Annotated in this window: 22 protein-coding genes and 1 tRNA gene; 11 read left to right on the top strand and 12 right to left on the bottom strand. The window is 54.2% G+C overall.

All coding sequences use genetic code 11. The features are described 5' to 3' along the window. Positions 1 to 26: 26 nt before the first annotated feature. Positions 27 to 2,513, bottom strand: a complete 2,487-nt coding sequence (locus tag ABMV07_RS04720) for a UvrD-helicase domain-containing protein (RefSeq protein ID WP_374064944.1) — start codon at positions 2,511 to 2,513, stop codon at positions 27 to 29. A gap of 98 nt (positions 2,514 to 2,611) precedes the next feature. Here ABMV07_RS04720 and ABMV07_RS04715 point away from each other — a divergent pair, with 98 nt between their 5' ends. Beyond that, the gene (locus ABMV07_RS04715; RefSeq protein WP_003850709.1) at positions 2,612 to 2,926 is read left to right on the top strand and encodes a chorismate mutase; all 315 of its coding nucleotides are present in this window, start codon (positions 2,612 to 2,614) and stop codon (positions 2,924 to 2,926) included. Here the strand turns inward: ABMV07_RS04715 and ABMV07_RS04710 are convergent. Then, positions 2,923 to 4,407, bottom strand: coding sequence for an NAD-dependent succinate-semialdehyde dehydrogenase (locus ABMV07_RS04710; protein WP_374064943.1), 1,485 nt, complete (start codon positions 4,405 to 4,407; stop codon positions 2,923 to 2,925). The genes ABMV07_RS04715 and ABMV07_RS04710 overlap by 4 nt on opposite strands. Positions 4,408 to 4,608: 201 nt before the next feature. On the opposite strand from ABMV07_RS04710, the gene pgi reads away from it, so the two are divergent. Further along, complete coding sequence (gene pgi, locus ABMV07_RS04705; RefSeq protein ID WP_088266857.1) at positions 4,609 to 6,252, top strand: glucose-6-phosphate isomerase; 1,644 nt, start codon at positions 4,609 to 4,611, stop codon at positions 6,250 to 6,252. A gap of 84 nt (positions 6,253 to 6,336) precedes the next feature. Here pgi and ABMV07_RS04700 read toward each other — a convergent pair whose 3' ends face one another. Continuing rightward, positions 6,337 to 6,750, bottom strand: a complete 414-nt coding sequence (locus ABMV07_RS04700; RefSeq protein WP_088266858.1) for a YccF domain-containing protein — start codon at positions 6,748 to 6,750, stop codon at positions 6,337 to 6,339. A 113-nt stretch (positions 6,751 to 6,863) separates the two neighbouring features. Here ABMV07_RS04700 and ABMV07_RS04695 point away from each other — a divergent pair, with 113 nt between their 5' ends. Then, a complete protein-coding gene (locus ABMV07_RS04695; RefSeq protein ID WP_174688216.1) occupies positions 6,864 to 8,489 on the top strand; it encodes an aspartate:alanine exchanger family transporter in 1,626 nt (541 codons plus the stop codon). On the opposite strand, the gene ABMV07_RS04690 is transcribed toward ABMV07_RS04695, so the two are convergent. Then, positions 8,472 to 9,278 (bottom strand): DNA-formamidopyrimidine glycosylase family protein, encoded by an 807-nt coding sequence (locus ABMV07_RS04690; protein ID WP_088266859.1) that lies wholly within the window; start codon positions 9,276 to 9,278, stop codon positions 8,472 to 8,474. The two genes, ABMV07_RS04695 and ABMV07_RS04690, sit on opposite strands and share 18 nt — an antisense overlap. Positions 9,279 to 9,328: 50 nt before the next feature. Here ABMV07_RS04690 and ABMV07_RS04685 point away from each other — a divergent pair, with 50 nt between their 5' ends. Continuing rightward, positions 9,329 to 9,958: a mismatch-specific DNA-glycosylase gene (locus ABMV07_RS04685; protein ID WP_088266860.1), complete on the top strand. Its 630-nt coding sequence runs from the start codon at positions 9,329 to 9,331 to the stop codon at positions 9,956 to 9,958. Here the strand turns inward: ABMV07_RS04685 and ABMV07_RS04680 are convergent. Then, entirely contained in the window at positions 9,955 to 14,769 is a 4,815-nt protein-coding gene (locus ABMV07_RS04680) for an ATP-dependent helicase (RefSeq protein ID WP_374065010.1), read from the bottom strand. The genes ABMV07_RS04685 and ABMV07_RS04680 overlap by 4 nt on opposite strands. Positions 14,770 to 14,805: 36 nt before the next feature. Here ABMV07_RS04680 and ABMV07_RS04675 point away from each other — a divergent pair, with 36 nt between their 5' ends. The 4 genes from ABMV07_RS04675 (at position 14,806) to ABMV07_RS04660 (ending at position 17,252) form a co-directional block, all read left to right on the top strand. Continuing rightward, complete coding sequence (locus tag ABMV07_RS04675) at positions 14,806 to 15,564, top strand: 3'(2'),5'-bisphosphate nucleotidase CysQ (protein ID WP_088266861.1); 759 nt, start codon at positions 14,806 to 14,808, stop codon at positions 15,562 to 15,564. A gap of 94 nt (positions 15,565 to 15,658) precedes the next feature. Continuing rightward, positions 15,659 to 16,471, top strand: a complete 813-nt coding sequence (locus ABMV07_RS04670; protein ID WP_088266889.1) for a thymidylate synthase — start codon at positions 15,659 to 15,661, stop codon at positions 16,469 to 16,471. Beyond that, complete coding sequence (locus tag ABMV07_RS04665) at positions 16,471 to 16,974, top strand: dihydrofolate reductase (protein ID WP_088266862.1); 504 nt, start codon at positions 16,471 to 16,473, stop codon at positions 16,972 to 16,974. The genes ABMV07_RS04670 and ABMV07_RS04665 overlap by 1 nt, the downstream gene beginning before the upstream one ends. 20 nt (positions 16,975 to 16,994) lie before the next feature. Continuing rightward, positions 16,995 to 17,252: a mycoredoxin gene (locus ABMV07_RS04660; protein WP_071575717.1), complete on the top strand. Its 258-nt coding sequence runs from the start codon at positions 16,995 to 16,997 to the stop codon at positions 17,250 to 17,252. An 18-nt stretch (positions 17,253 to 17,270) separates the two neighbouring features. On the opposite strand, the gene cobF is transcribed toward ABMV07_RS04660, so the two are convergent. Both cobF and ABMV07_RS04650 read right to left on the bottom strand, forming a co-directional pair. After that, the gene (gene cobF / locus ABMV07_RS04655) at positions 17,271 to 18,023 is read right to left on the bottom strand and encodes a precorrin-6A synthase (deacetylating) (protein ID WP_281510638.1); all 753 of its coding nucleotides are present in this window, start codon (positions 18,021 to 18,023) and stop codon (positions 17,271 to 17,273) included. Between the two features lie 6 nt (positions 18,024 to 18,029). Continuing rightward, positions 18,030 to 18,305 (bottom strand): hypothetical protein, encoded by a 276-nt coding sequence (locus ABMV07_RS04650; protein WP_088266864.1) that lies wholly within the window; start codon positions 18,303 to 18,305, stop codon positions 18,030 to 18,032. A gap of 193 nt (positions 18,306 to 18,498) precedes the next feature. Between ABMV07_RS04650 and ABMV07_RS04645 the strand changes: the two genes are divergently transcribed. The 3 genes from ABMV07_RS04645 to ABMV07_RS04635 all read left to right on the top strand — a co-directional run bounded on the left by ABMV07_RS04645 (position 18,499) and on the right by ABMV07_RS04635 (position 20,993). Continuing rightward, positions 18,499 to 18,571: transfer RNA gene (locus tag ABMV07_RS04645), tRNA-Arg, on the top strand. A 179-nt stretch (positions 18,572 to 18,750) separates the two neighbouring features. After that, positions 18,751 to 19,950: a cation:proton antiporter gene (locus tag ABMV07_RS04640; RefSeq protein WP_374064942.1), complete on the top strand. Its 1,200-nt coding sequence runs from the start codon at positions 18,751 to 18,753 to the stop codon at positions 19,948 to 19,950. A gap of 128 nt (positions 19,951 to 20,078) precedes the next feature. Next, the gene (locus tag ABMV07_RS04635) at positions 20,079 to 20,993 is read left to right on the top strand and encodes a DUF1906 domain-containing protein (protein ID WP_197689540.1); all 915 of its coding nucleotides are present in this window, start codon (positions 20,079 to 20,081) and stop codon (positions 20,991 to 20,993) included. Here the strand turns inward: ABMV07_RS04635 and ABMV07_RS04630 are convergent. From ABMV07_RS04630 to ABMV07_RS04610, 5 genes are all read right to left on the bottom strand, one after another. Then, positions 20,986 to 21,840 carry a hypothetical protein gene (locus ABMV07_RS04630; protein WP_197695249.1) on the bottom strand — a complete coding sequence of 285 codons (855 nt, stop codon included), beginning with the start codon at positions 21,838 to 21,840 and terminating at the stop codon, positions 20,986 to 20,988. The genes ABMV07_RS04635 and ABMV07_RS04630 overlap by 8 nt on opposite strands. A gap of 129 nt (positions 21,841 to 21,969) precedes the next feature. Beyond that, on the bottom strand, positions 21,970 to 23,622 hold the full coding sequence (locus tag ABMV07_RS04625) for a cation acetate symporter (protein WP_088266868.1): 1,653 nt from the start codon (positions 23,620 to 23,622) through the stop codon (positions 21,970 to 21,972). 3 nt (positions 23,623 to 23,625) lie between these two features. Beyond that, positions 23,626 to 23,967 carry a DUF485 domain-containing protein gene (locus ABMV07_RS04620; RefSeq protein WP_088266869.1) on the bottom strand — a complete coding sequence of 114 codons (342 nt, stop codon included), beginning with the start codon at positions 23,965 to 23,967 and terminating at the stop codon, positions 23,626 to 23,628. 348 nt (positions 23,968 to 24,315) lie between these two features. Continuing rightward, positions 24,316 to 25,092 carry an enoyl-CoA hydratase gene (locus ABMV07_RS04615; RefSeq protein WP_088266870.1) on the bottom strand — a complete coding sequence of 259 codons (777 nt, stop codon included), beginning with the start codon at positions 25,090 to 25,092 and terminating at the stop codon, positions 24,316 to 24,318. Then, positions 25,092 to 25,964, bottom strand: a complete 873-nt coding sequence (locus ABMV07_RS04610; protein WP_374064941.1) for an aldo/keto reductase — start codon at positions 25,962 to 25,964, stop codon at positions 25,092 to 25,094. Before ABMV07_RS04610 ends, ABMV07_RS04615 begins: the two co-directional genes overlap by 1 nt. Between the last annotated feature and the right edge of the window lie 60 nt (positions 25,965 to 26,024).

The raw sequence follows: 26,024 nt of genomic DNA, 5'->3' as shown, positions 1-26,024 counted from the left end.
CGCCCCCACACGCCCCCTAAGACGTCCTAGAGCTTTTCCATAGGCACTGATCCGATCAGCATTAGACGCACTGTTCCTGACGACCCAAAGTCAATGGTGACAGAATCTGCGGGAGCCATCTTGTCTACCTTGGTCACTATGCCAAGCCCATACTTTTCATGGTTCACACGATCGCCAACGTTGAGTGCCATTGCTGGCTTGTTGGAATGCTTAGGTAGCTTGGGACTTCGCGGAAAACTATAAGAACGAGAGTTCTGGGATCCATAAGAACGCGAATTAGATGAACCGTAGCCCATACCCCAGCTGTTGTCATAGGAGTGTTCTGGTTCTTCCCTACGCCAATCCATTAGGTCATCAGGTATTTCTGATAAGAACCGTGACGGAGGGTTGGTCACTGGATTTCCCCACGAGGATCGAAGCATTGCTCGGGACACGTAGAGGGTTCGACGTGCACGCGTAATACCAACATAGGCTAGTCGACGCTCCTCTGCTAGCTCCTTAGGATCTCCTAGAGCACGCAGATGCGGGAACTGACCGTCTTCCCAGCCGGTGAGGAACACGACGGGGAACTCAAGACCCTTTGCAGTGTGCAGTGTCATTAATGTGACGACGCCTTGTTCGTTATCTGGAATCTGATCGGCATCAGCAACCAACGACACGCGCTCTAGGAAGGCCATGAGGCTACCTGGCGCTGCTTCGACTTCGCTTAACTCAGGGATCTCTGAGGCTTCGCTCTCCACCCCCATGCGCTCATAGGCTATTTGGTTGGCAGCTTCTGAGGAGAATTCTCGAGCAACAGATACCAGCTCGTTGAGGTTATCGAGCCTTGCACCATCTTGGGGATCATTGCTTTTTTCTAACTCGGCTTTGTATCCAGTGACGTCCAAAATGTAAGACACCATATCTCCGATATCAGGCATCCCAGTCACTTCATTGATTTTGTTTGCGGCCTCCTCGCGAACCCCCTTCATCATGTCAACAAAACCAGTGACAGCATTTCGGCCACGTGCGCCAAGCATGGAAACTTTATCTTCGGTGGCATCTAGCAATGCTTGGTGGAAGCCTACGTTGTGGTTATCTGCGTGGAGTGACAGAAATGCTACGGCTTTATCACCAATGCCTCGGCGTGGAGTATTAATGATTCGACGCAAAGACACCGCATCATCGGGGTTATCAATAAGACGAAGATAAGCAATGGTGTCGCGAATCTCTTTACGCTCATAAAAGCGGGTACCGCCTACGACTTTGTACGGTATGCCGGTTCGCATAAAGACGTCTTCTACAGCACGAGAAGAGTTGTTCGTACGATACATGACAGCAATATCGGAATATGCCACCCCTTTATCAGCCAACGCGTCGACCTCATTGGCAATAAAACGGGCTTCATCGTGTTCGTTGTCGGCGACATATCCGACAATGGGATCACCGCTGCCTAGAGCTGTCCATAATTTCTTTTCTCGACGATTCTCATTTTGAGCGATCACCGAATTGGCAGCATTAAGAATCGTTTGGGTGGAACGGTAATTTTGCTCTAGAAGAATCGTCTCAGCGTTAGGGTAATCGCGTTCAAATTCCTCAATATTTCGAATTGTGGCACCACGAAACGCATAAATTGATTGGTCCGAGTCACCAACGACGCATAACTCGCTAGCATCAGGTCCACTACCAACAAGCTCATGAATTAATGCATACTGCACGTGATTAGTGTCCTGGTACTCGTCGATAAGCACGTGCCGGAACCTACGCCGATAGTATTCGGTAACCGGCGGGTGCTCACGGAAAATCCGTACTGTCTCCCCGATGAGGTCATCAAAATCAACGGCGTTCGACGCTCGCAGTCGCTTTTGATATTCAGCGAAAACGCTTGCGATCGTAGTCTCATAGGGATTCTTCGTGCTCTCCGCATCAGCACAAGCTTGGTCGGCATCAATCAGCTCATTTTTAAGATTAGAAATTCCAGTTGCTAGCAACCGTGGTGTGAACTTCTTAATATCCAAGCTGAAATCCTTAGAGATCATAGACAACAATCGCTTGGAATCATCCGAGTCATAGATCGTGAAATTAGTGTTTAGCCCAGGAACAAGCTGTGCCTGTTCCCGCAAAATACGCACGCACGTGGAGTGGAATGTCGATACCCACATGCGTTGGGCTACAGGTCCCACTAAAGAGCTGGCACGCTCACGCATCTCTGCTGCTGCTTTATTGGTAAACGTAATTGCCAAGATGTTCTGCGGTTGTACGCCTCGCACACGCATCAAGTAGGCAATTTTCCGTGTCAGCACAGATGTCTTTCCAGATCCAGCGCCTGCAACGATCAGCAGTGGGGATCCACAATGCTCCACTGCTGCTTTTTGCTGCGGATTCAGACCTTCGGTGAGGTCGGCACCGGTGTACTGCGATACGGGCTGAGCTTGGCGAAGAAACGGATTCGCTTGCGATGCCATGCTCGTTGACGGCGCCGCTGTAGCGTTGGTTCCAAAGGGAAACTGAGAGAAGGGTTCGTTGTTGTTCATCAACTATCCAACCTACAACGAACCCTCAACATTCCTTACCCCCGCGCCCCACCTGTGGGCTCAGCAGCGACGATGTCGAGGTGGCACAATGGTCAACCATGAGCACTGCCGATAGAGATTTTGTTGTTCGCTTCCCTACAGGAACCTCTGATCCCCTCTCTGATGCGGAGATCCAGCAATACCGCGAAGAAATCGACCGACTAGACAAAGAAATTCTTGCTGCGGTGAAACGCCGTACCGAAATCTCTCGAGCTATTGGCAAAACGCGCATGGGATCCGGCGGTACCCGTCTCGTGCACACCCGTGAGGTGGCCATCATCAACCAGTTCCGTGAGGAAATCGGTGAAGAAGGCCCCGCCCTAGCAGGTATTTTGCTTCGCATGGGCCGAGGCCGCCTCGGTGAGGCTCGTTAGAGCGGTAACGAAATAAGCTTGGTTTCGAGGAACTCTCCTATTCCTTCGAAGCCACCTTCCCTACCAAGACCTGATTCTTTTACGCCACCGAATGGTGCTGCGGGATCAGACAGCGCGCCTTTGTTCACAGCAATCATTCCGGCATCGACACGTTCTGCAACGTTGAGGACTCGTTGTAGATCGCTGCCAAACACATAGGCGGCAAGGCCAAACTTTGTGTCATTGGCACGTACGACTGCTTCGTCGTCATCATCAAAAGTAGAGATAACGACAACTGGCCCAAAGATTTCTTCGCGGTGAATGTCAGCGTCTTCGGGGACATCCACAAGCACGGTTGCCGGATAGTAGCTTCCGTGTTCTGGCAACTCCTTGGGAAGATCACCAAGAAGCTTGGTGGCCCCACGGCTCAGGGCATCGTCGACAAGCGTGGTGACGGTGCTGACTTGATCGTCGCCGGAAAGCGCACCGAAATCTACGCCCGGTGCGGTGGCTGGTCCTTGGGTAAAACCGCGCATGATGTTTACTACGCGCTGTGTAAATTCCTCCGCGATGCTGCTATGTACTAGGAAGCGATTGGCTGCGATGCAGACTTGGCCGGCGCCTCGCATTTTGGCTACGGCGACCGCCTGCGCTGCGGTGTCGATGTCGGCGTCGTCCAAGACGATGTAGGGGGCATTTCCTCCAAGTTCAAGGGATACGGCGGCGCTGTGTTCGGTGGCCATCGCGGCGAGTTTTTGTCCTACTGCGGTCGAGCCGGTGAAGGTGAGTTTTCGGATGCGCGCATCGTGCAATAGGTCGGATACCACGCTGGCGTTTGCGGTCGGCAGCACGGAGACAACACCGTGGGGAACTCCTGCTTCTGCTAGCAGTTGTGCTAGGTACAGCATGGTCAGTGGGGTTTTCGATGCTGGTTTCAGGATCATGGTGCAGCCTGCTGCTAGGGCTGGGGCGAGTTTGCGTGCGCCCATTGCAAGCGGAAAGTTCCATGGGGTGATGGCAAGGCAGGGGCCTACCGGCTGCTGGTGGGTAATAATGCGGGCATTTCCGGTGGGATTGTGGCGGTAGTCGCCGCGAATCCTTACTGCTTCTTCTGCGAACCATCGGAAGAATTCAGCGGCGTAGGTTACCTCTGCTTCGGAGTCTGGCAGGGCGCGTCCTAGTTCTAGGGACTGAATCAGGGCAAGGTCGTCTTTGTGCTCGATGACTAGGTCGTAGGCCCGACGAAGGATTTCTGAGCGTTCGCGTGCGGGTGTCGCGGCCCATGTGGGTTGGGCTTTTTCAGCGGCGTCGAGGGCTGTGCGTGCTTCTTTTTCGCTTGCCGACGCCACTGTGGCAAGTTCTGAGCCGTCAGAGGGATTGGTCACGCTCAGTGTTGCGCCATTGTGGGCAGGTTGGAATTGCCCTGCGATAAAAAGCTCCGTGGGGATCCGTTGCAGTAGTTCGTGGATGTGGTCATCGAGTGTTTGTGTTGTGTGCGTCATAGTCCCACTATGCACCGCACTACGGTGGTTGCGCCACCATCAGGTCACGGGCTGTATCTGGGATTACTGTGACAAAAGTCCGATCAAAAGTATTGTTGGGAATCCGAAAGGACAGGCGTATTTTCGATACCGTGAGAATTGAGCGATTGCCACACTATCTGGGCACAAACTCGCATAAACCAACAGAAATGGAGCAATGCAATGTCCTTCGATGTTACGACCACTGAGCCATGGGCTACGCTCTCTGAGCGCTACAGCGCCATGAAGGCAACCACTCTTCGTGATTTGTTTGCTAACAACCCCAACCGCGCGCAGGAGTTGAGCTTCGAGGCAGCAGGTCTTCATGTCGACTTGTCCAAGAACTTGATCGATGCCGACACCGTGGCTGCGTTTACTGAGCTGGCTAAGGCCTCTGGTATGCGCGAAAAAATCAAGGCCATGTTTGATGGTGAGCACATTAACAACACTGAAGACCGCGCTGTGCTTCACACCGCACTTCGCCTTGCAGTCGATGCCGAGCTTAGCGTTGATGGCCAAGACGTAGCTGCAGATGTGCACGAGGTACTCGGCCGTATGCGCGACTTTGCTACGTCTTTGCGTAATGGCTCTTGGCGCGGTTACTCCAACCACACCATCAAGACTATTGTGAACATTGGTATCGGCGGATCTGACCTTGGCCCTGCGATGGCAACGAAGGCGTTGCGTACTTATGCAACCGCCGGTATTAACGCGAAGTTTGTTTCCAACGTCGACCCAGCTGATATGCATGCGGTTCTCGACGAACTCGATCCAGAGTCCACACTTTTCGTCGTCGCCTCCAAGACCTTTACCACCCAAGAGACTCTGGCTAATGCCCACGCAGCGAAGCGTTGGTTGGTTGCAGCTGCCGGTGGGGATGAATCCGCAGTGGCTAAGCACTTTGTTGCGGTCTCGACGAATGCAGAAAAGGTTGCTGAGTTTGGTATCGACACCAAGAACATGTTCGGTTTCTGGAACTGGGTGGGTGGTCGTTACTCCGTAGATTCCGCAATTGGCTTGTCACTGATGTCTGTTATCGGACCGATGGACTTCATGCGATTCCTTGATGGCTTCCGTGCCATGGATGAGCACTTCCGCACCGCCGATTTTGAATCCAACATCCCTGTACTCATGGGTATGCTCAACGTGTTCTACAACGATTTCTTCGGTGCAGAAACGCACGTGGTTCTCCCCTATTCCCAAGATTTGGGTCGCTTCCCTGCTTATCTGCAGCAGCTGACCATGGAGTCCAACGGCAAGTCCGTTCGCCACGACGGTAGCACTGTGACCACCAACACAGGTGAGATCTACTGGGGTGAGCCAGGAACTAATGGTCAGCACGCGTTCTTCCAGCTGATTCACCAAGGCACCAAGCTGATTCCGGCAGACTTTATTGGTTTTGCGCGCCCGAAGGAAGACCTGCCTACCGCCAGCGGCGAAGGCTCCATGCATGATCTGCTCATGAGCAACTTCTTCGCACAAACCAAGGTTTTGGCTTTTGGTAAGACTGCTGAAGAAATCGCTGCAGAAGGCGTTTCCCCTGAGCTTGTAGCTCACAAGGTCATGCCTGGTAACCGTCCTACAACCACCATCATGGCTGAGGAACTTACACCTTTCGCTCTCGGCGCATTGATCGCGCTCTACGAGCACATTGTGTTTGTCGAAGGCGTGATCTGGGACATCAACTCCTTCGATCAGTGGGGTGTTGAGCTTGGCAAGCAGCAGGCTAATGATCTAGCCCCAGCGGTTGCCGGCGAGGTTGCTGTTGACTCCGGCGATAGCTCCACCGATGGGTTGATCTCTTGGTACCGCTCCCACCGCGGCTAAGACTGCTTTAGCTCCCTAAAATAATGGGCCATCACACAAGCATTATTGATGTGCTGGTGTGATGGCCCTGTGTGGATTCTTGGGCTACATGGAGCTCATAGGGCGGTTGCCAAATGGGATAGCGTCGGAATCAACGATGCGTTTTCCAAAGGGGAAGCATGTCACAGGGATCATCTTCAGGTTGGCAATCGCGAGTGGAATACCAATAATGGTGATGGCTTGTGCGAATGCGGTTGTGAGGTGACCAAGTGCGAGCCAGAAACCTGCGATGATAAACCACACCCCGTTGCTAACGGAATTGAGAGGCGATCCGCCGCCAACTTCTTCAATGACGGTGCGGCCAAAAGGCCATAGCGCATAGTTGGCCATTCTGAAACTTGCTACTCCCATGGGGATCGTAATAATCAGTGCACAGGCGACCACGCCAGCCACTAAGTATCCAAGAGCAAGCCAAATTCCGCCGGTGATCAACCAGATGAGGTTGAGAATAATTTTCATGGTTCTCACCCTAATGCACCGTTGCAAGCGTTTCCTCACGGAGTGCTACCCCCGTTTTGGCCACATTGGCATTTATTACCAATATGTTTTCATTTTCTGGCACGATCGACATTGTGGAAATCTTCGTGGCAAACCCGCTGTTGGCGCTTTTTGTCATCATGGCGGTTGGATTAGCAATCGGTCAGGTTAAAATCCGAGGTTTTAGTCTCGGAGTGGCAGCAGTACTTTTTGCAGGCGTTGCATTTGCGGCTGTAGAGCCCGATATTCACATCCCCCACTTGGTGTACATTTTGGGATTGTCTATTTTTGTGTACTCCATCGGTTTGGAATCAGGCCATGCGTTTTTCGCCCTGTTTAAGTCGCAAGGAGTAAAACAAAACGCGCTCGCTATTACCACGTTGGCGCTGATAACAGGCATTTCCATCGCTTTGTTTTCGCTAGTAAATCTCAACGGGGTCACCGCTGCTGGGTTGTTTACCGGCGCGGTAACAAATACACCGGCTATGGCTGCCGTGGTGGATTCGTTACCCAGCATCTTTGGGGATGCGAACGAGGTACACGAGGTGGAATCGTTGCCGTTAGTTGCGTATTCGCTGGCTTACCCCATCGGCGTGTTGGGGGTGATCGCGGCGATTGGGTTGTGTGCAAAGTGGTTCCGTATCGATCACGTGCAAGAAGCTCACGACGCAGGTGTTGCTGTTGAGGATTTGTTCACCCGCCAGATCAAGGTCAATCATGTGGTCGCGGGCTCTGATCTTGTGATTGATATCCACCACACGCTGGGCCTAGAGATTATTGTCTCGCGTATTGAGCGCGATGGTCAGCAGACTCTCCCTACCACGTCGTCTCGTATCCATATGGGAGATGTGCTGTCTTTGGTGGGCACGGCCGAGGAACTCGACAAGGCCGCGCATGTGCTAGGTGATTTGATCCCAGGTGATCCTTTCCATGGTCACGATTTAGATTATCGGCGCATTTTTGTTTCTAATCAGGATTTAGTGGGCATACCTCTGGCTAAACTTCGGCCTCGATTGTCAGGAATTTTGATTACTCGGGTCCGTCGTGGCGATCATGACCATGTGGCTACTCCGGAAACAGTTTTGCAGCTTGGCGACCGTGTCCGGGTGGTGGCTGCTCATGATCGCATGAAGTCTGTGACGGCACTGTTCGGTGATTCCTATCGTCGACTTTCTGATTTCAATCTTTTCCCCCTCGTTGCCGGGCTCGCTCTTGGCTTGCTCGTTGGCATGATTGAGGTACCACTTCCTGGCGGTGCTGCGTTGTCTTTAGGAAGCGCCGGCGGCCCATTAGTAGTAGCTCTCGTTCTAGGCGCAGTGGGACGCTCAGGTCGTTTTGTGTGGCAGGTTCCTTACGGAGCAAACTTGGCACTGCGGCAACTAGGAATCACCTTGTTTCTCGCCGCTATTGGTACCACTGCAGGAGCTAGTTTCCGCGCATCACTATCAGATCCAGCATCTTTGACCATCATTGCCGTTGGTGCCCTCATCACCTTGACATTGGCTATCTTTGTGCTGGTTGTGGGCTATAAGGTGATGAAGATCCCGTACGGCCAAACAGCGGGCATGCTCGCAGGTATTCAAACACACCCAGCCGTACTGTCCTATGTTTCTGCGATGACGAAAAATGATCTGCCGGCATTGGGCTACACCTCGGTATATCCACTGGCCATGATCGCCAAGATCATTGCAGCACAGGTTGTGCTATTCGCTTTGACATAGTGGGCACCACCAGATGATTCTTTCGAGTTCGGTGGTGGGGTCGTCGACAAGCGTGCTCTTGCGTATGAGGGTGCCGCAGCGTCTGCACGGCTTATGATTGCGCCCAAAAACATAGCTAGTTTCGCCTGGGCGACGAATACCAGTGGTAACGCGTATCGGAGAAAACCGGTTGGCCCACATGAGGCGTCGGGTAACCGAAAGTACACGATCAACATTTACGTCTTTGATAAGGGTCGCGGGGTGGATTCCGCAGATAAAACAGATTTCGGCGCGGTATTCATTTCCTACACCAGCTAGTACTTTTTGATCAAGCAACGCCAAGCCGATGGCACGCTCGGGTTGGCCAAGGAGGCGTTTTCTTGCTTCTGCTTCCCCACGGGTAGGCCACGATTCAGCGAGGACATCCGGACCAAGGTGGGCGATTCGCTGCGGATACTCATGGTCCGGAAACACGCGCACAAGCCCAAGTTCGTGGCCCACAACTTCAATGGGGTCATGCGGAGCGTCATCAAGGTGGAGCACAACGCGGGCAGTATGGCCTGGCTTTCGCCACCGATCCCCCGCCCTATGAACCGCCCATGTGCCCTCCATTTTGAGATGAGTATGCAAAACATCTGAACCGATATGCATGAAAAGGTGCTTACCGTAGGGCCACACTTTTGTTATGGTGCGACCGTCGAAACGCATGGTGGCATACGCCGGAACCCGAAGACTCGTATGTGTTATGGTGCGGCCTTGCATAAAGCTAAGCCGGCGAGCTAGTTGAAATACGGAATCACCTTCGGGCATAGAAGCAGTATCACGCAGCCTTTTCTTGATGAGGGGTACAACAGGTAGGTATGAGTACAGCGCATCCTTCTCCATTGGGCGGGGCTAAGCCTACCCGCGATCAGCTTGCACAGTTTGCCAACGCCACGGTGTCGGATCGAATTCCCAATTCCGACCTCCGATTATTAATCGTGGGCGTCAACCCAGGATTATGGACAGCTGCCGTTGACGCACCCTTCGCTCATCCAGGAAACAGATTTTGGACCTCTCTTGACCGCGCAGGCATTGTCACCCCACGCTTTGACGTCTCCCACGGAATGAGCGATGAACAAGAAGAACACCTAGCCCACCTCGGAATCGGCACGACAAACCTCGTAGCACGAGCTACTGCCCGCGCCGACGAACTCACCACACAAGAGCTTATCGACGGCGCCCAACGCGTCATCCACCTCGCCACTACTCTGCGCCCGCGCGTAGTCGCCGTGGTGGGAATTACCGCTTATCGTGCCGGGTTTCAACATCGTAAGGCAGTGTTGGGCAAGCAGGATCCGACCCTCATTGCTGGCTGGCCCGAAGATGTTGCGTTGTGGGTTGTTCCCCAACCGAGCGGTCTTAATGCCCATGAAACAGTGGAGACACTAGCCCAGCGCTGGCGCGACGTCTGGGACGACAGCGCACCTTCTTCTCGATTTCCTCACTAGCGTCGCCCACCAGATTGAAATCCGCCTCGGCGCGGTCGTGGATGCTGCTCCTGCTGATCCTCAAGATCGCTTAGGGCTTGGCTTAACCTGCGACCTCGCTCATAGGAAGTCGTAGCTTGCTGAGTAATGGCAGAAATCCGGATTCCTTGGGGAACAATATGGGCTCCTGCTGCACGCAAAGTCTCCGCCCATTGCGACTGAAACACCTGCTCACCATTGATTTTTTCCACCACGATGCGTTTCATCATGTTGCGGCTGATGGCTTCCGAAAGCGCACTGACTACAAAGGGCATGGCATCGGCTACCTCGATTCCGGTAGGAAGATCGAACACTGTCAACGTGCGACCGCCACGGGTGAGATGGGCGATGAGGAGGCCGTCGATAAGCACGACAATGCTGCCCGCTGCACGGGTGGGGCCAGATTCGGGCCACGGCAACGCTGCCCCGTAAGGATTCGCGGGATCAGCTGCAGCAAGAACATACACCTCAGGATCGGTGGTACCCGATGGCCAACCTGTCACATCATCACTATCTCCTAGTCCGCGCAACCGATCGATGACCGCCGGCGTAGAAAACTGGGTAGCCCCTAACCCATCAATGAGGTAACCACGCATGGCTTTACCGGCTTCCTCAAAACGAGAAAGCACCTTATATGCCAAAGCGAACCCACCTAAAGTGTTCTCTGCAACAACACTGCCGCGCGTGACCACTCCATAGCGATCCAACCAGGCCTCTCCGTGAGCAACAGAGCGCGCAGTGGCATCGGTATCAGCAGGGATAGTCAGCGACCACCGCCCTACCATGTCGGCGGCGATCCCTGACTGAAGGGATTGCGCAAAACGCGTTCTTCCCATGCGCAACCGCCCGCGGGCCGGCGTGCGCTTCGCACGATGCGCGGAACTTGTCCCACTTCCAGCGCTGAGTCGCGCGCGTATCGGAGCCAAGCCCTCTGGGCTTATCATCCCCAGCTCAAAAAGCTCCCAGATAGCGGTGCGCACATCGGTGTCGCTGCCAAGTATCTGGTCACGGATGCCGCTTATTAAATAGCCACCACCGTTGCTTAAGATCTCAACGATTTGTTGTTGGATCGGGCTTAAAGTCTCCACGTCGGGAGCATCAATCAGCTGAGCTGCATAATCCGTGGGGACGAGCATCACCCAGGGGTCCGAGCTACCGGCACTTCCGGCACCGATAACGGCTACTTCTCCGTTGGCAGTGAGCTCATCAAGATCACTTGGTTGATAGCCACTCACTCGCTGCGGCAGCACCATTGTCTCCCACGCCGATGCCGGCAGCCGCACACCGGCGAGCTGCTCTATCACCGCAAACACACCATCAGCACCGCGCAGCTGCGGAGACTGCCCTGCGGGAGCAACCTGTTGCCACTGTGGCAAAAACCGACCCAGCGCCGACTGCGATACAGGCTGAGTTTCGGCTCGCGCAGCCGCCAACGAACGCTGCCGAATGATCTTTAACACCTCAGGTGCCACATACTCCGACTGATCAACACCAGCCCGAAAACGCCCCATCGTCACCACACCGCTCTTGTGCAGCGTATCGACGACCCCATGTGCCACCCCAGCGGCCAACCCGAAAGCACTTTGAACATCTGTCAGCACAAACGGTCCGCGTGCCCTAGCCCAACGAGTCACCAGCTGTGTCACCGCATCAGTAATCGTATCGACCTGTGCTGGGATCCCCGGCGGAACCGGCACACCTAGCGCATCCCGAAGCAACGCAGCATCCTCAGCCAACGCAAGATGCGCCACCCCAGCAATACGCACCTCCATGACTCTGCGCCCTAGCTCCTGTAGCGCAGCGGGCATTCCAACCTCGGCGATCGCAGGAATCTCTGATAGCGGAACTGGCCCTAAAACCCGAAGCGCATCAACCAACTGTTCGGCGGTGTGCACACGCCGACGCTGCGAACGCCGCCGCAGGTCTTGATCCACCTCAGCGATAATTGTCGGATCCAATAAATCTCGAAGCTCTACTGTGCCCAACAATTTGGCGAGCAGCGCTGGGTCTAAGGCCAACGCAGCTGCCCGCTTTTCCGCCAGCGGGCTATCGCCCTCATACATAAAAGCGCCCGTGTAACTAAACAAAATAGACGTAGCAAACGGACTCGGCTGCTGCGTAGTCACCTCAGATATACGCACCTTACGCAGCTTCAATGCAGCAGCTAGCTCCACTAACGCATCAAGATCATAAACATCATGCAAACATTCCCGCACCGTTTCCAACACAATAGGAAAACTCGGGTACTTTCGCGCCACATCCAATAACTGCGCAGCACGCTGTCGTTGTTGCCACAACGGCGCACGTTTACCTGGCGTGCGACTAGACAACAACAACGCCCGCGCCGCACATTCCCTAAACCGCGCTGCGAAAAGCGCTGAGTTGCCCACCTGCTGAGCCACCAACTCCTCAACCGTGTCCGGATCAATCTCAAACAGATCCGCGCCAGGTTCAGCATCCGACTCCGGAACCCGCAACACGATGCCATCATCAGAGGCAACCGGCTGGGCATCCATGCCATTACGCTGCGAAAATGCTGCACCAGCTACTAACGCCCACGCAGCATTCACCCCCCTGCCATACGGTGAATGAAGCACCACCCGCCAATCGCCTAATTCATCACGAAACCGTTCTAGTACCAGCGTCACCTCGTCAGGTACTACCCCCGTGGCCTCTTGCTGTTGCTGAATAAACGCAACCACATTCGACCGCGCACGAACATCCAGCCCCATGCCCTCAACCACACTGGGATCAGCGACTAGGGTGCGTCGAAAAGCCCCCAACGCCTTACCCAACTCCGCCGGACGCCCCGCCTGATCTCCCGTCCAAAAAGGCAACCTGCCCGTATGCCCCGGCGCAGGCGTAACTAAAACCTGATCCTTATTAATCTCCTCAATACGCCAGCTCGATGCCCCCAACGTAAACACGTCCCCCACCCTAGACTCATACACCATCTCCTCATCAAGCTCACCTACCCTGCGAGGCACACCAGATTCTCCGCTACCGACCAAAAACACACCAAACATGCCACGATCGGGAATCGTCCCACCATTAATCACCGCAGTACGCTGCGCGCCGGGACGTGCACTGAGAGTGCCGGTTATTCGGTCGTAGATAACCTTCGGACGAAGCTCAGCAAAGTCAGTAGAGGGATACACCCCAGTGGTGAGATCAATTGCTGCATCAAAAGCCTCACGAGGAAGATCGCGATAGGGATAGGCGCGCACCACCGTTGCGTACCAATCCTCAACATCAAGATCATCCATAGCAACCGCAGCAACCGTGTGCTGAACCAGCACATCAAGGGCATTAGTAGGAACGTGAAGTTCCTCGATAAGCCCCTCGGTCATTCGACCTACAGTGACGGCAGTTTGGACTAGATCTGCGCGATGCTTCGGATAAAACGAACCATGCGATACCGCACCCACCACGTGACCGGCACGCCCCACGCGTTGAAGCCCCGAGGCTACCGAGGGTGGCGACTCAACTTGAATGACCTTATCCACTGCACCCATGTCAATACCTAGTTCCAGTGAACTGGTCGACACCACAGCGCGCAGCTCACCTTGTTTCAGCATTTTCTCGGTAAGCACGCGCTCGTCTTTAGACACCGAACCATGATGTGCACGGGCAATAATCGCTGTGGCTTCGCCAGCGATGTCGGTACTTTTCATCAGCTGCGCAGGTGGGCGTCGTAACGCCGGCGATAACACCTCGGGCTGAAAACGCTGCGCGTATAGCTCATTAAGCCTGCTGGTCAGGCGCTCTGCAGTCCGCCTAGAGTTAACAAAAACCAAGGTAGAGCGGTGTTCCATCACCTCATCGAAGACATCTTGTTCAATGAACGGCCAGATAGAGCCCTGCGTCGGAAGAGCGGATTCGGCAAATCCTTCCAGCTGGGTAGTCAACCCCAACGGATCGTCGATTGTGGCTTCCCCGATCTCACTTACTGGTTCGGGTGTGGGCAAATCAATCATGTCATCGACAGGAACATGCACCGCTAACTGCCACTTCTTCTCCAGCGGTGGATTGATAATTTCTACGGGACGATCCCCGCCCAAAAACCTCGCCACTACGTCGAGGGGACGTACCGTTGCAGAAAGACCAATTCGTTGCACAGGTTGCGCAGCCAGGCGCTCAAGGCGCTCAAGGCTCAATGCCAAATGCACTCCGCGCTTTGTGCCCGCCATCGCGTGGATTTCATCCACGATCACCGTATCAACGGTGGTCAAAATGGATCGTGCTTTAGACGTCAGCATCAAATACAAAGACTCCGGCGTGGTAATCAAAATATCTGGTGGGTTACGTACCTGTTTGCTGCGCTCGCTCGCCGGAGTATCTCCGGAGCGCACCCCCACAGTGATGTCGCTTTGATCAATACCTAAGCGAGCAGCCACCTGGTTAATACCTGTCAAAGGCGCGCGCAGATTGTTTTCCACATCCACACCCAAGGCCTTCAACGGAGAAATATAAACAACCTTGACCCCCTTGGCGCGCGACGCCTCGACTTCTGCTGATCCTGCAGCTTGCCTACTGAGCAACGCCGTTTGACCCGATCCTTGAACAAGCTCGTTGAGTGCCCACAAGAAGGCAGCGAGTGTTTTACCCGAACCTGTGGGGGCTACAACTAACGCATTCTCCCCCGCCGAAATAGCCGCCCACGCTTGGCGCTGCACCACCGTGGGCTGGGCAAACACATCGCTAAACCAGGTTGCTACTTGGAGAGCGAAAGTATCCGCAAGGCTGAAATCATGCGAGGAATCCATAATCACTATTAAACACGTCTCACACAACAGATCGCTCATTGATTTCCACTACACTAGGGACTTATGACTGCTCAGTTTGACGATGCAACACTTACCAAGCGACTAGCCGAAGGCACAGGCGAGATCCTCAAAGGAGTGCGCAACGTGGGTCTTCTCCGCGGACGCGAACTCGGCGATGCCGGCGACGACCTCGCACAAAACTGGATCGCCCGCGTACTCGAGCAGCACCGCCCCGACGACGGCTTCCTCTCCGAAGAAGCAGCCGATAACCCAGAACGCCTCGGCAAAGACCGCGTATGGATTATCGACCCCCTCGATGGCACCAAAGAATTTGCCACCGGCCGCCAGGACTGGGCTGTTCACATCGCACTTGTAGAAAACGGCGTACCCACCCACGCTGCTGTTAACCTCCCCGACCTTGGCGTGGTATTCCACTCCTCCGAGGTTCGCGCAGTAGGCGGCCCCTACGCCAAGAAGATCGCTATCTCTCACAACCGCCCACCAGCGGTAGCCACCCACATCGCGGAATCCTTAGGCTTTGCCGCAGAACCCATGGGATCCGCTGGCGCAAAGGCCATGCACGTACTGTTGGGCGACTACGATGCCTACATTCACGCAGGTGGACAGTACGAGTGGGACTCCGCTGCACCGGTTGGCGTTAGCCTCGCCGCAGGTCTGCACTGCTCGCGTCTCGACGGCACCCCGTTGAACTACAACAACAAAGACACGTATCTTCCAGACGTACTGATCTGCCGCCCCGAGCTTGCCGACGACATCCTCGCCATGGCTGCAGCTTTCCGTGAGGAAAACGGCTCCTACTGATCGTATAGTTGTCACCCGGCGGGAAACCTCTCACATTGAGCACTGGAGGTTTCCCACCGGAATTTCTTTGCCCGCTATCGACTTGATTGTGAATATGAGCACCAGCACCACCATAAAAACCCCGTATGAAGACCTTCTTCGCACAATCCTTGAACAGGGCTCCCACAAAGACGACCGTACCGGCACCGGTACGACCAGCCTTTTTGGCCAACAGATGCGTTTCGATCTCTCCGAATCCTTCCCGCTCATCACCACCAAGAAGGTGTATTGGAAAGGCGTTATAGGAGAACTCCTCTGGTTCTTGCAAGGCTCCTCCAATGTTCGCTGGCTCCAAGAGCGCAACATTCATATCTGGGATGAATGGGCTTCCGAGGAAGGCGAACTGGGGCCTGTCTATGGTGTTCAATGGCGCAGCTGGCCTACCCCTGATGGGCAGCATGTGGACCAGATCGCTCAAGCACTAGATATGCTCAAAAACAATCCGGACTCTAGGCGCAACATCGTCTCAGCGTGGAACGTGGCAGAGCTCAACAACATGGCGCTTCCACCGTGTCACTTGTTGTTCCAGCTCTATGTTGCCGATGGAAAGTTGAGCTGCCAGCTCTACCAGCGCAGCGCAGACATGTTCTTAGGTGTTCCGTTTAACATCGCCTCCTACTCCGCTCTCACGCATATGCTCGCGCAACAAGCAGGCCTTAAGGTCGGCGAGTTCATTTGGACTGGCGGCGACTGCCATATCTACGACAATCATCGCGAGCAGGTTCTCACCCAGCTTTCTCGTGAACCTCGCCCCTACCCTCAGTTGACATTGCGAAAAGCCTCCTCGATCTTCGACTACGACTTCGACGATTTCACTATCGAGGGCTACGATCCTCACCCAGCGATTCATGGCGAGGTAGCAGTGTAATGCTGCGCGCGATTTGGGCTCAGTCCACTGATGGGGTGATTGGCGACGGCAACGACATGCCTTGGTATATTCCCGAAGACCTTGCCTATTTCAAGGCCACCACTTTGGGTTCACCTGTGATTATGGGTCGCACCACGTGGACAACGATCCCAGAACGCTTCCGCCCGCTGCCGGGGCGTCGTAACTTTGTGCTCTCCTCCCGTGCACCCGGCGCGTGGAGCAAAGGAGCCGAGGTCGTCACTGCGATCCCCGAGCTCGACTGCGATGCATGGATCATGGGCGGCGGCGCCGTCTACGCAAGCACACTGCCGCTGGTAGACGAAGTAGTGATCACGCTTATTGACGCCACCCTCGCTCCCGTACTCGGCGACGCAGCAGTATATGCACCAGCCCTCGACGATAGCTTTGAGGTTGTTGAGCAATCCCCATGGCACCAATCCGCTACTGGAACCGTGCTGGGTGCTCCGGCTCGCTATAAATTCCAAAGGTTGCGCAGGCGTTAAAAGCAAAGGAAGATGGTCACATGTCTGATAACAACCATGTGACCATCTATGCTGCCGACTGGTGCCCATTTTGCCAGCGCCTGATCAAGGCGCTCAACCGCACCGAAACTCCTTTTACCCTGGTCGATGTTGAAGCCGACGAGGCCGCTTCTGAGTGGGTTAAGTCCGTCAACAACGGCGACCGCATCGTGCCAACCGTGAAGTACTCCGACGGTACTACCGCTACTAATCCCCCAGCTTCCGACGTTCGCAAGAAGCTAGAGGAACTAGCAGGATAGTTTTCAAACGATTCCTACCTAATCGAGCTCTCGCAGCAGGTAGGTATCCATAATCCACCCGTGCTCGGCGCGCAGCTGCTGCTTCAACTCGGCAACCTGCGCGCCGATTTCATGCACATACCCCTTGCGCAGCACTTGCTGCTCGGTACCCAGAAACGCACCCCACCACATATAGGTGTGCTCCGTGGCAACGTCTTGCCACGCAGTTTTACCGTCCAGCATGACCACACAGTTGCGACGATCCTTTGCCGATGTTTCAGGGAGGTTTCGGCCCGTCGTAATGTGAATGGCCTCGCCAATGCGGTTAATCAAAATACCGTGCTCAGCGGTGAGAACTTGGACGGCGGTAATACCTGGGATCACCTTGACATCCGCGTGGAGATCCTCGAGGTTACGCATGTGCTCGATAATGCGCAGCGTGGAATCGTAGAGCGAAGGGTCACCCCACACTAAAAACGCCACAGCGCCGTCGTCAGGCGTGTGCTCACGGATTGTTGAGGCCAACAGATGGGCACGCTCTGCATGCCACCGGCGCACCTCTTCCTCATAGTTGTCAGGATTGCGGTCGCGCACCGGATCCGTGACTGCATAAATGGGGGTACCTGGCGCATGAGTATCGACAATCTGCTGGCGAAGCGCCAGAAGATCGGACTTCTGCTCGCCCTTATCTAGGGCTACTACTGCTTGTGCATGGCGAAGCCCCGAGATCGCCTGAAGAGTCAGGAACTCGGGGCTGCCAGCACCAATTCCAATTACATAAATGGTGCGCATTGATTCTTAGTCTTCGTCGTCCACGTGAAGGTTATGGCGGTCAATATCAGTCAGCAACGTATTCACATTGGCAAAGTCAATGGAATTCTGCTGGTGCAAGTAACGGTCACACGCAGCGGAAAGCTGCTTGGAGTCAAACTTGTTCAGCGTCAAGACACGCGTAGTCGAACCATCCTCAGCGATCTGATCCAGAGCCAGCACCGTGGTACCATTTTCCTCTACAACAGTCGCAGTAATCGGACGACGCTCAACATCATGAAAAATAGGTTGTTCCGAAGCCATGAGAGTACCTCCACAAGAAACTTTTAAATACAGCTTGGATAGAGTTTCCTCCAGCATAGTTGGATAACCATCGACGTGTGGCGAATCAGCAAACTTCGCTGCCCGCCAGCCCGATTCCCACCTACTCCCCTTCGTGCGGTACTCTATTGACTCAGAAAGCAATCCCGCCGCTTATCGACGAATTGTTTTTGCTGCCCTAGTAGCTCAGTGGATAGAGCACGGCTCTCCTAAAGCCGGTGTCGGAGGTTCGATTCCTCTCTGGGGCACTTTTTCATGTTGGCACGACGCCGTGAGTAGTTCGTGCCAACTTTCACTTTTTCTTATATCTCCGACCTGCGGAAATGCTGCGAGCCTCAAAAATTTTTGGCACGAACTACTCACGGTGACGCGTCAACACGTTTTTCCATAGCAAGAAAACCTCAGAGCACCAGTATTATTCTTCCTCATGCCTTTTGATGCTGATCCGCTTGTGTCTTTTGCATGGATTATGGGCGCGGCCCTTCTTGCTCCGTTGTTGTCATACGCCACTGGGAAACGTTTACCGGCGGTGGTGTTGCTTATTGGTTTTGGCCTCGTGATCGGCCCTAATGTGCTTGGCTTAGCTTCCCTAGACGACGGCGTTGGGCTGATTAAAGAGATCGGCCTGGGAATGCTGTTTTTGTTGGCTGGTTATGAGATTGAACCTGAAACACTACGTGACAAAGAGGGTCGCGCAGGATTGGCTACGTGGCTTATGTGTGCTGTGTTGAGTTTCCTTGGTGCGGTGAGCATTGTGGGCTTCCACAGCTCCTCGACGGCGATTGTGTTGGCGATCGCGCTGACGTCGACAGCTATTGGAACTTTGCTTCCTATTATGAAGCAGCACGATATGTTGGATACTCCTGTGGGCAGGTCGTTGTTGATCCACGGTGCTATCGGTGAGATTGCCCCGATTCTTTCGATGGCGTTGTTGTTGTCTTCGCGTTCGACGTGGCTTACCACGGCTGTGTTGTTGGCGTTTTTCTTGGTTGCCGCGGTTGTTGCGGTTGTGCCGCGGACGGTGAAGTTCTTCTTGCCGTGGATGGGGCGTGCCATGGTTGACGGTGCTGGTTCGACGAATCAGACTGTGCTGCGACTGGTGTTGCTTATGCTGGCGATTTTGATGGCTGTTGCCGCAGTGTTTGAGCTTGATGTTGTACTGGGCGCGTTTGCGGCTGGGTTTATTTTGCGCCAGATGGTTCCGGAAAAATATCGCACTCCTTTGGAACAGCGGCTCGATATTGTGGGATATAGCTTGTTTATTCCGGTGTTCTTTGTGTGTTCCGGTATGGCGATTAATCCGCAGGCGGTTGCTGAGAGGCCGTGGTTGTTGGTGGCGCTGGTGCCGCTGTTTTATGTCACTCGTGGATTGCCGATTTTCCTTCGTGAGATGTTCTTTTCTACCGGTTCTGAGATGTTTGGTTGGAAGGAAAGTTTGCAGTTGTCGTTGTATGCGGCGACAGCGCTTCCGATTATCGTGGCGGTGACTGAGGTGGCTACACATTCGAAACTGTTGAGTGCGGATAATGCTTCTATTTTGGTTGCGGCGGGTTCTGTGACGGTGTTGCTGTTTCCGCTTATTGGCAGTTTGATTACGCAGGGGCATCGTAGCGCTGCGAGGGGTTAGATTGCGCAGAATGTAGTCTCGATTTTCCACGTCACTACTGTTACTGTTGTGACTTGAAATATCTTCTGAGGCTTATATTGACTCATGAGTCACGTGAGCCTCTCCCTTCCTCAAGGATCGCACACCTCATGAACCATTCCATCTCCCGTAGGAGTTTTCTCACGGGGGCAGTTGCCGCGCTCGGCGGAACCGCCCTCGCCGTCGCCACCGCCGGCACCGCCCACGCAGCCCCTGGCCCTATCCGCGGCACTGTTATCGACTTCGCCGCTGGTGTCCCCTCCGCACAAAGCATCAAAAATGCTGGTCATTTGGGTTCGGTGCGCTATGTTTCGCGTCGCCGCCCAGGCACGGAATCATGGATGACGGGCAAGCCGGTCACGGCTGCGGAAACTCATACGGCTGGTGCTGCTGGTTTGTTCACGGCGTCGGTGTATCAGTTTGGTAAGGATGCGACTGCCGATTGGAAGGAGGGCGCTGCGGGTGCTGCGGTGCATGTTCCGCAGGCGATTGCGTTGCATGTTGCTGCAGGTGGCCCTACTCGCCGCCCGATTTACATGGCAATTGATGATAATCCGACGCGCCAGCAGTATGACACGCAGATTCGTTCTTATCTTCAAGCTAGCGCTGCCGCGTTGAATGCCGCCGGCTACCAGCTGGGCATTTACGGTAACTACAACGTGATCGATTGGGCGATTGCCGACGGCCTCGGCGAGTTCTTCTGGCAGCACGATTGGGGTTCTCAAGGCCGCATCCACCCACGGACCACGATCCATCAAAAGGCCGGCTACCAGCGGGTTATCGACGGCGTCACGGTAGATGTGAACAATGTCTACGCCTCGAATTGGGGTCAGTGGCTTCCAGGCGTAGCCCAGCCGGCAGCCCCAATTCATGTTCCAGCGCCAGGATCTGCACCAGCGCCTGCTCCGGTGCCGCTATCGGATCCTTCTGTTATTCAAAACCTCCAGCAGAATCTGCCACCACTACCGGCTGGTATGCCTCCGGTGGATCAGATCATCCGCGATATTTCTAAACTGTCTAGCTAGCAGAGATACGAACGTGGCCTGAAAGCTGCGTTTTTACTAGTTGAGTAAGGTCGTCGGCGGATCCCATGCTGGAAACCGCCACGACAAAGTCTTCACCGAAGCTGACCGATGAGTGCAGTTCACCATCGGTGGACCAACCAAATTTACTCCCCTGCACCCCTGGCAAAATGGCGGTTCCGAAGTCTTGATCGGTGCCGTCGGCGGCTTTGGGGGCAACGTTGCGCATGGCCTCTAACACTGGGGAATCTGGGTCCGTGCGCAGCAGGGAGACGATGAAGTGTACAACGTCGTATGTGGATGTGTAGGAGTATCCCCAGCGCCCGTAGGTCTGGGTAGCCTCAAGCTGGTATTTCTTGGCAACGGAGTCGATGCAGTTGGGGTAGGCGTCGAAAAGCTTGTCGGCGATGTCATCGTCTGATTTCCGAATCATCTCGACTGCTTGTTCTTTTTCTTTTTGTGTTCCGTGATCGAACACATAATCCGCAATGTAGAGCTTGCTCAGGCTTAACGACGCCCGCGCTAGCCGTTCTGCACCGGATCCCAGGTGAGTTCCAGTCCTTACATCAATGTAGGTGATCTGAGTGTGCTCCCACGCTTGTTCTACCTCATCGGTTTTCAACGGCGTGGTGTCTTCGAATGTGGATAGTGCGATCTGATCGATTGGCCTGTGATACACAACGGGTGAAGTCGATTGCGAGGAGGAAAGATCTTGGGAATCCCCTCCGGCAACAAAAGGAAGTGCTATCACGCCGAGTGCAGATACCACCAGCGGTAACGCCTTCCACCTCGGCAAATAGGGGGCGGAATAGTCGAAGGACTGCTGCCCCCTATCACTGCCATAATTCATATGCTCATAATAATGTCCGGCGCGGAATAATCCACGCCGGACACCACCAGATTTCACCGAACACCGTGACAAGCTCTGGTATGTGTACTCGTCACGGTAGCTTTAATGGGATTGTTTTATCGGGGGGGGCTAGTGATCCAAAGGAGCCTCAACGCCTACTCCGGTAAGCGAACGGACTTCCATTTCTGCTTGCAGATGATCGAGGTTATCTGGACGTCCAAGGTAGGTACCCACAATTCCGGCGACAAAAGCCAGCGGAATGGATACCAAGCCGGGGTTTGATAGTGGGAACCATGCGAAGTCTGCATCCGAAATCATCGAGGTTTCGGAGCCGGATACTGCAGGCGAGAAGATGATGAGCACTAGTGCGGAGATCAAGCCGGTGTAGATGGAGGCCACAGCACCTGTGGTGTTAAACCGCTTCCAGTACAGCGAGTACAAGATAGTCGGCAAGTTAGCCGAGGCAGCGATGGCGAAGGCAAGCGACACGAGGAAGGCCACGTTTTGTTCCATCGCGAGGATTCCCAAAATGATGGCTGCTACGCCAATGGCTACCACTGTGATACGAGAGACGCGAACCTGCTCTTCTTCGGTGGATTTGCCGTTACGGAGCACTGCGTCATAAAGATCGTGTGCAATAGACGCGGAGGCAGTAATGGCAAGACCTGCTACCACGGCAAGCACCGTAGCAAAGGCCACTGCGGAAATCAGTGCCATAAAGACGGGACCTGCAAGTTCAAGTGCCAGCAACGGTGCTGCAGCATTAGCAGTTCCTGGGGCTTTCATAATGCGGTCTGGGCCGACAAGAGCTGCTGCACCGAAACCCAAAACAAGGGTCATCAGGTAGAAGGAGCCAATCAAGATGATGGCCCAAACCACCGAGCGGCGCGCCTCTTTAGCTGTAGGAACGGTGTAGAAGCGCATGAGCACGTGCGGCAAACCGGCAGTACCGAGAACCAAGGCAATACCAAGCGAGATGAAATCCAGTTTCGAGGTTTCCGACTTGCCGTACTTTAGCCCTGGCTCCAAAATCTGGGAGGCCTCATAGCCCTTCTTTGCCAAGTAATCCGACTGGGAGTGCGTGTTCACGGCAGCGTCGAAAAGCTGGCTGAAACCACCTCTGACTACGAAGAACACGAGGATCGTCATGATGGTCACACCACCAACAAGAAGCACGGCCTTGATCATCTGCACATACGTTGTGCCCTTCATACCACCGATGAGCACGTAGACAATCATGATAACACCCACAACAGCAACAACGATTGCTTGAGCCGTGTGATCATGAAGATCGAGCAGCACCGACACCAGCGAACCCGCACCAGCCATCTGAGCGATGAGGTAGAACAAGGACACAAACAGAGTACCAAACGCTGCCGCCACGCGAACTGGCTTTTGCTTGAGGCGGAATGACAGCACATCTGCCATGGTGAATCGTCCAACGTTACGCAGTGGTTCCGCCACTAGGAGTAACGCTACGAGCCACGCAACGAAGAATCCGATGGAGTACAAGAATCCGTCGTAGCCACTGAGAGCAATAGCGCCAACAATGCCCAAAAATGATGCTGCTGAAAGGTAGTCGCCCGCGATAGCAAGGCCATTTTGTTTTCCGGAGAAGGATCCGCCACCAGTGTAGAAATCCGATGCTCCCTTGGTGGTTTTTCCAGCGCGAAGCACCACAGCCATCGTGATCACGATAAAGACAATGAACACAATGATGTTCAGTACTGGGTTGCCGGCAGCAGAGCCTGGGGCATCAGCTGCGAAAGTATAAATGTTCATTGCTTATCCTTCCATGGACTCGCGGATCGCCGCTGCGCGTGGCTCGATGTTTTTGTTGGCAAATTTAATGTAGACCCACGTGATAATGAATGTGGTAACGAACTGGGCAACCCCGAGGATGACTCCCACATTCACGGAGCCCACTACTGCTTTACCCATGAGGCCAGGCACATAGGTAGCAGTGATCACAAAGGCCAAGTACCACACGAAGAACGCAATACTCATGGGGAAAGTGAAGGATCGATACGTCCGTTTGAGATCAACAAACTGTGGGCTTGCCTGCATTGCGCGGAATTCCTCGCTGGAGGGTTCCCGCCGTTGCATGGAGGTTACTGGGGCATTCATAATTGTTAATGCTCCTTTTGCTGTCTAGTTGTTCGGGGAATTGTCACGAGGTGACTCAAAGCTGTAGAACGGCACCCATACATCCATGTGTGCTGCGCCACAAATCTTTAACAGTGAAAGTTACCCAAGTCACAAAAATTCCGCTAGTGAAGAATACCCTTTTTCTCCGTTCACAATCATTTACTTACCCCCAGACAGCCAGTGAACTGCCACAATATCCGCTCCCTTCCACTCTCAACACGCTCATCGAGCGACTTTTGCAAAGTTTGTTAATGCCACCTACACAATAAAAAATGGCCTCATCGCAAGGAAAACCCTTACAAAGAGGCCATCACTGTCCTAGCAGAATCAGCGACCAGTAAATACCGGATCTCGCTTTTGTTTTCGGGCCAGCTGCCCTTCGCGAGCATCCGCACTAGCCCAACATTGAGCAAAAAGATCACGAGATTCCCCAACAAGCGCATATTCAGAATCAGCACTGTTGAGCGCGGATTTAAGTTGCCGCAACGCCAAGGGTGCCATTCCAGCAATACGATGAGCATAGGCAATCGCAGAATCGGAATCAACGATCTCCAGCGCAAAACCAGTTGCTACCGCCTGCGGTGCCGATAGCGTTGCACCGCCCAAGAAAATTGATCGTGCCCAACCGCCACCCAGCAAACACTGAGCCCTATTAATAGTCCATCCATCGAGTGCGAACCCCAAGGACGCCGCCGGCACCTTAAACCATGCAGCATGATGAACCAAACGCAGGTCGCAGCTCAATGCCAGCTGCATGCCAGCGCCCACGGCTGGTCCTTGAATATCAGCAATGACTGGGACTCCGCAGGAAACAACCGATTCCAACATGCGTGTAATAGAGTCATGGAAATCCGACTGCGTTACCTCAGCCGCACCATCACTTTGGGTGGTACTGCCCAAATCTGCTCCGGCACAAAAGGTCGTACCAACAGAACGGATGAGCACGGCACGAATAGCTGCAGTGTTACGCACCTGCTCATCTGCGTTATTAAGAGCAGCTGTAATGTCATCGCACATCCGTGCAGAAAGTGCGTTGCGAGCTTCGTGTCTATTTATGGTGACACACATCAGGTGGCCGTCGATACGCACCTCTACCTGTGCCACTACTCCACCTCGCCTGGGAAGTCGTGCGGATCAACGAACAGCCGACCACCTTGCTCGTCGAGCGACGTAATGCTGTTCATGTCCTCCGCGTTGAGCTCAAAGTCGAAAATATCGAGGTTCTCACGCTGCCGCCGAGGGTTCGCCGACTTAGGCACCACAGAGCAACCCAACTGATGAATCCACCGCAACGCCACCTGCGCAGGCGTTTTCTCATAACGCTGTGCGATCGACGTGATGGCCTCCGCGTTTAGCGAATCACCCCGTCCCAAAGGCGACCATGCCTCCGTAACCACTCCCAGTTCACGATCCACGGTGCGCTGCTCAGCTTGAGAAAAACCAGGATGCAATTCCACCTGATTCAACACAGGCGCAATACCAGTCTCCGCGACGATCTCGCGCAGAACTTCAGGATAGAAATTAGCTACCGCAACCGACTGCAGCTGCCCCAATCCCTGAATCTTTGCCAATGCTGCAAAGGACTCTACGTAGAGCCTCTTTTGCGGCCATGGCCAGTGCACCATGCAGCAATCGATATAATCCAGGCCGAGTCGCTGAAGAGATTCTTGGAAGGAACGTTGCGTGAGCTGGCCTCCGTGCATGTCATTCCACACCTTTGTGGTGATAAAAAGCTCGTCACGAGCTACCTCGCCTGCAGTGATCGCGTCAGCCACCGCACGGCCTACCTCCTCTTCGTTCTTATACAAAGAAGCCGTATCAATATGGCGATACCCCACCTCGATGGCACTACGCACTGCCGTGTAGGCATCTTGTTCACGCAACTTATATGTACCAAAACCAATCGCGGGCATTTCCGTACCATCATTGAGCGTGATGGTGGGAATGATGTTCTCGTGTTGTTTCATGGTCACCATTCAACACCGATAATCCACCCTATGCACCCCCTATTGGCAAATTTTTTGCACAGTTTCTAC

The organism is Corynebacterium belfantii (genome assembly GCF_041898185.1).
In the GTDB taxonomy this organism is placed as follows: domain Bacteria; phylum Actinomycetota; class Actinomycetes; order Mycobacteriales; family Mycobacteriaceae; genus Corynebacterium; species Corynebacterium belfantii.
This window is presented reverse-complemented; position numbering and strand designations above follow the sequence as displayed.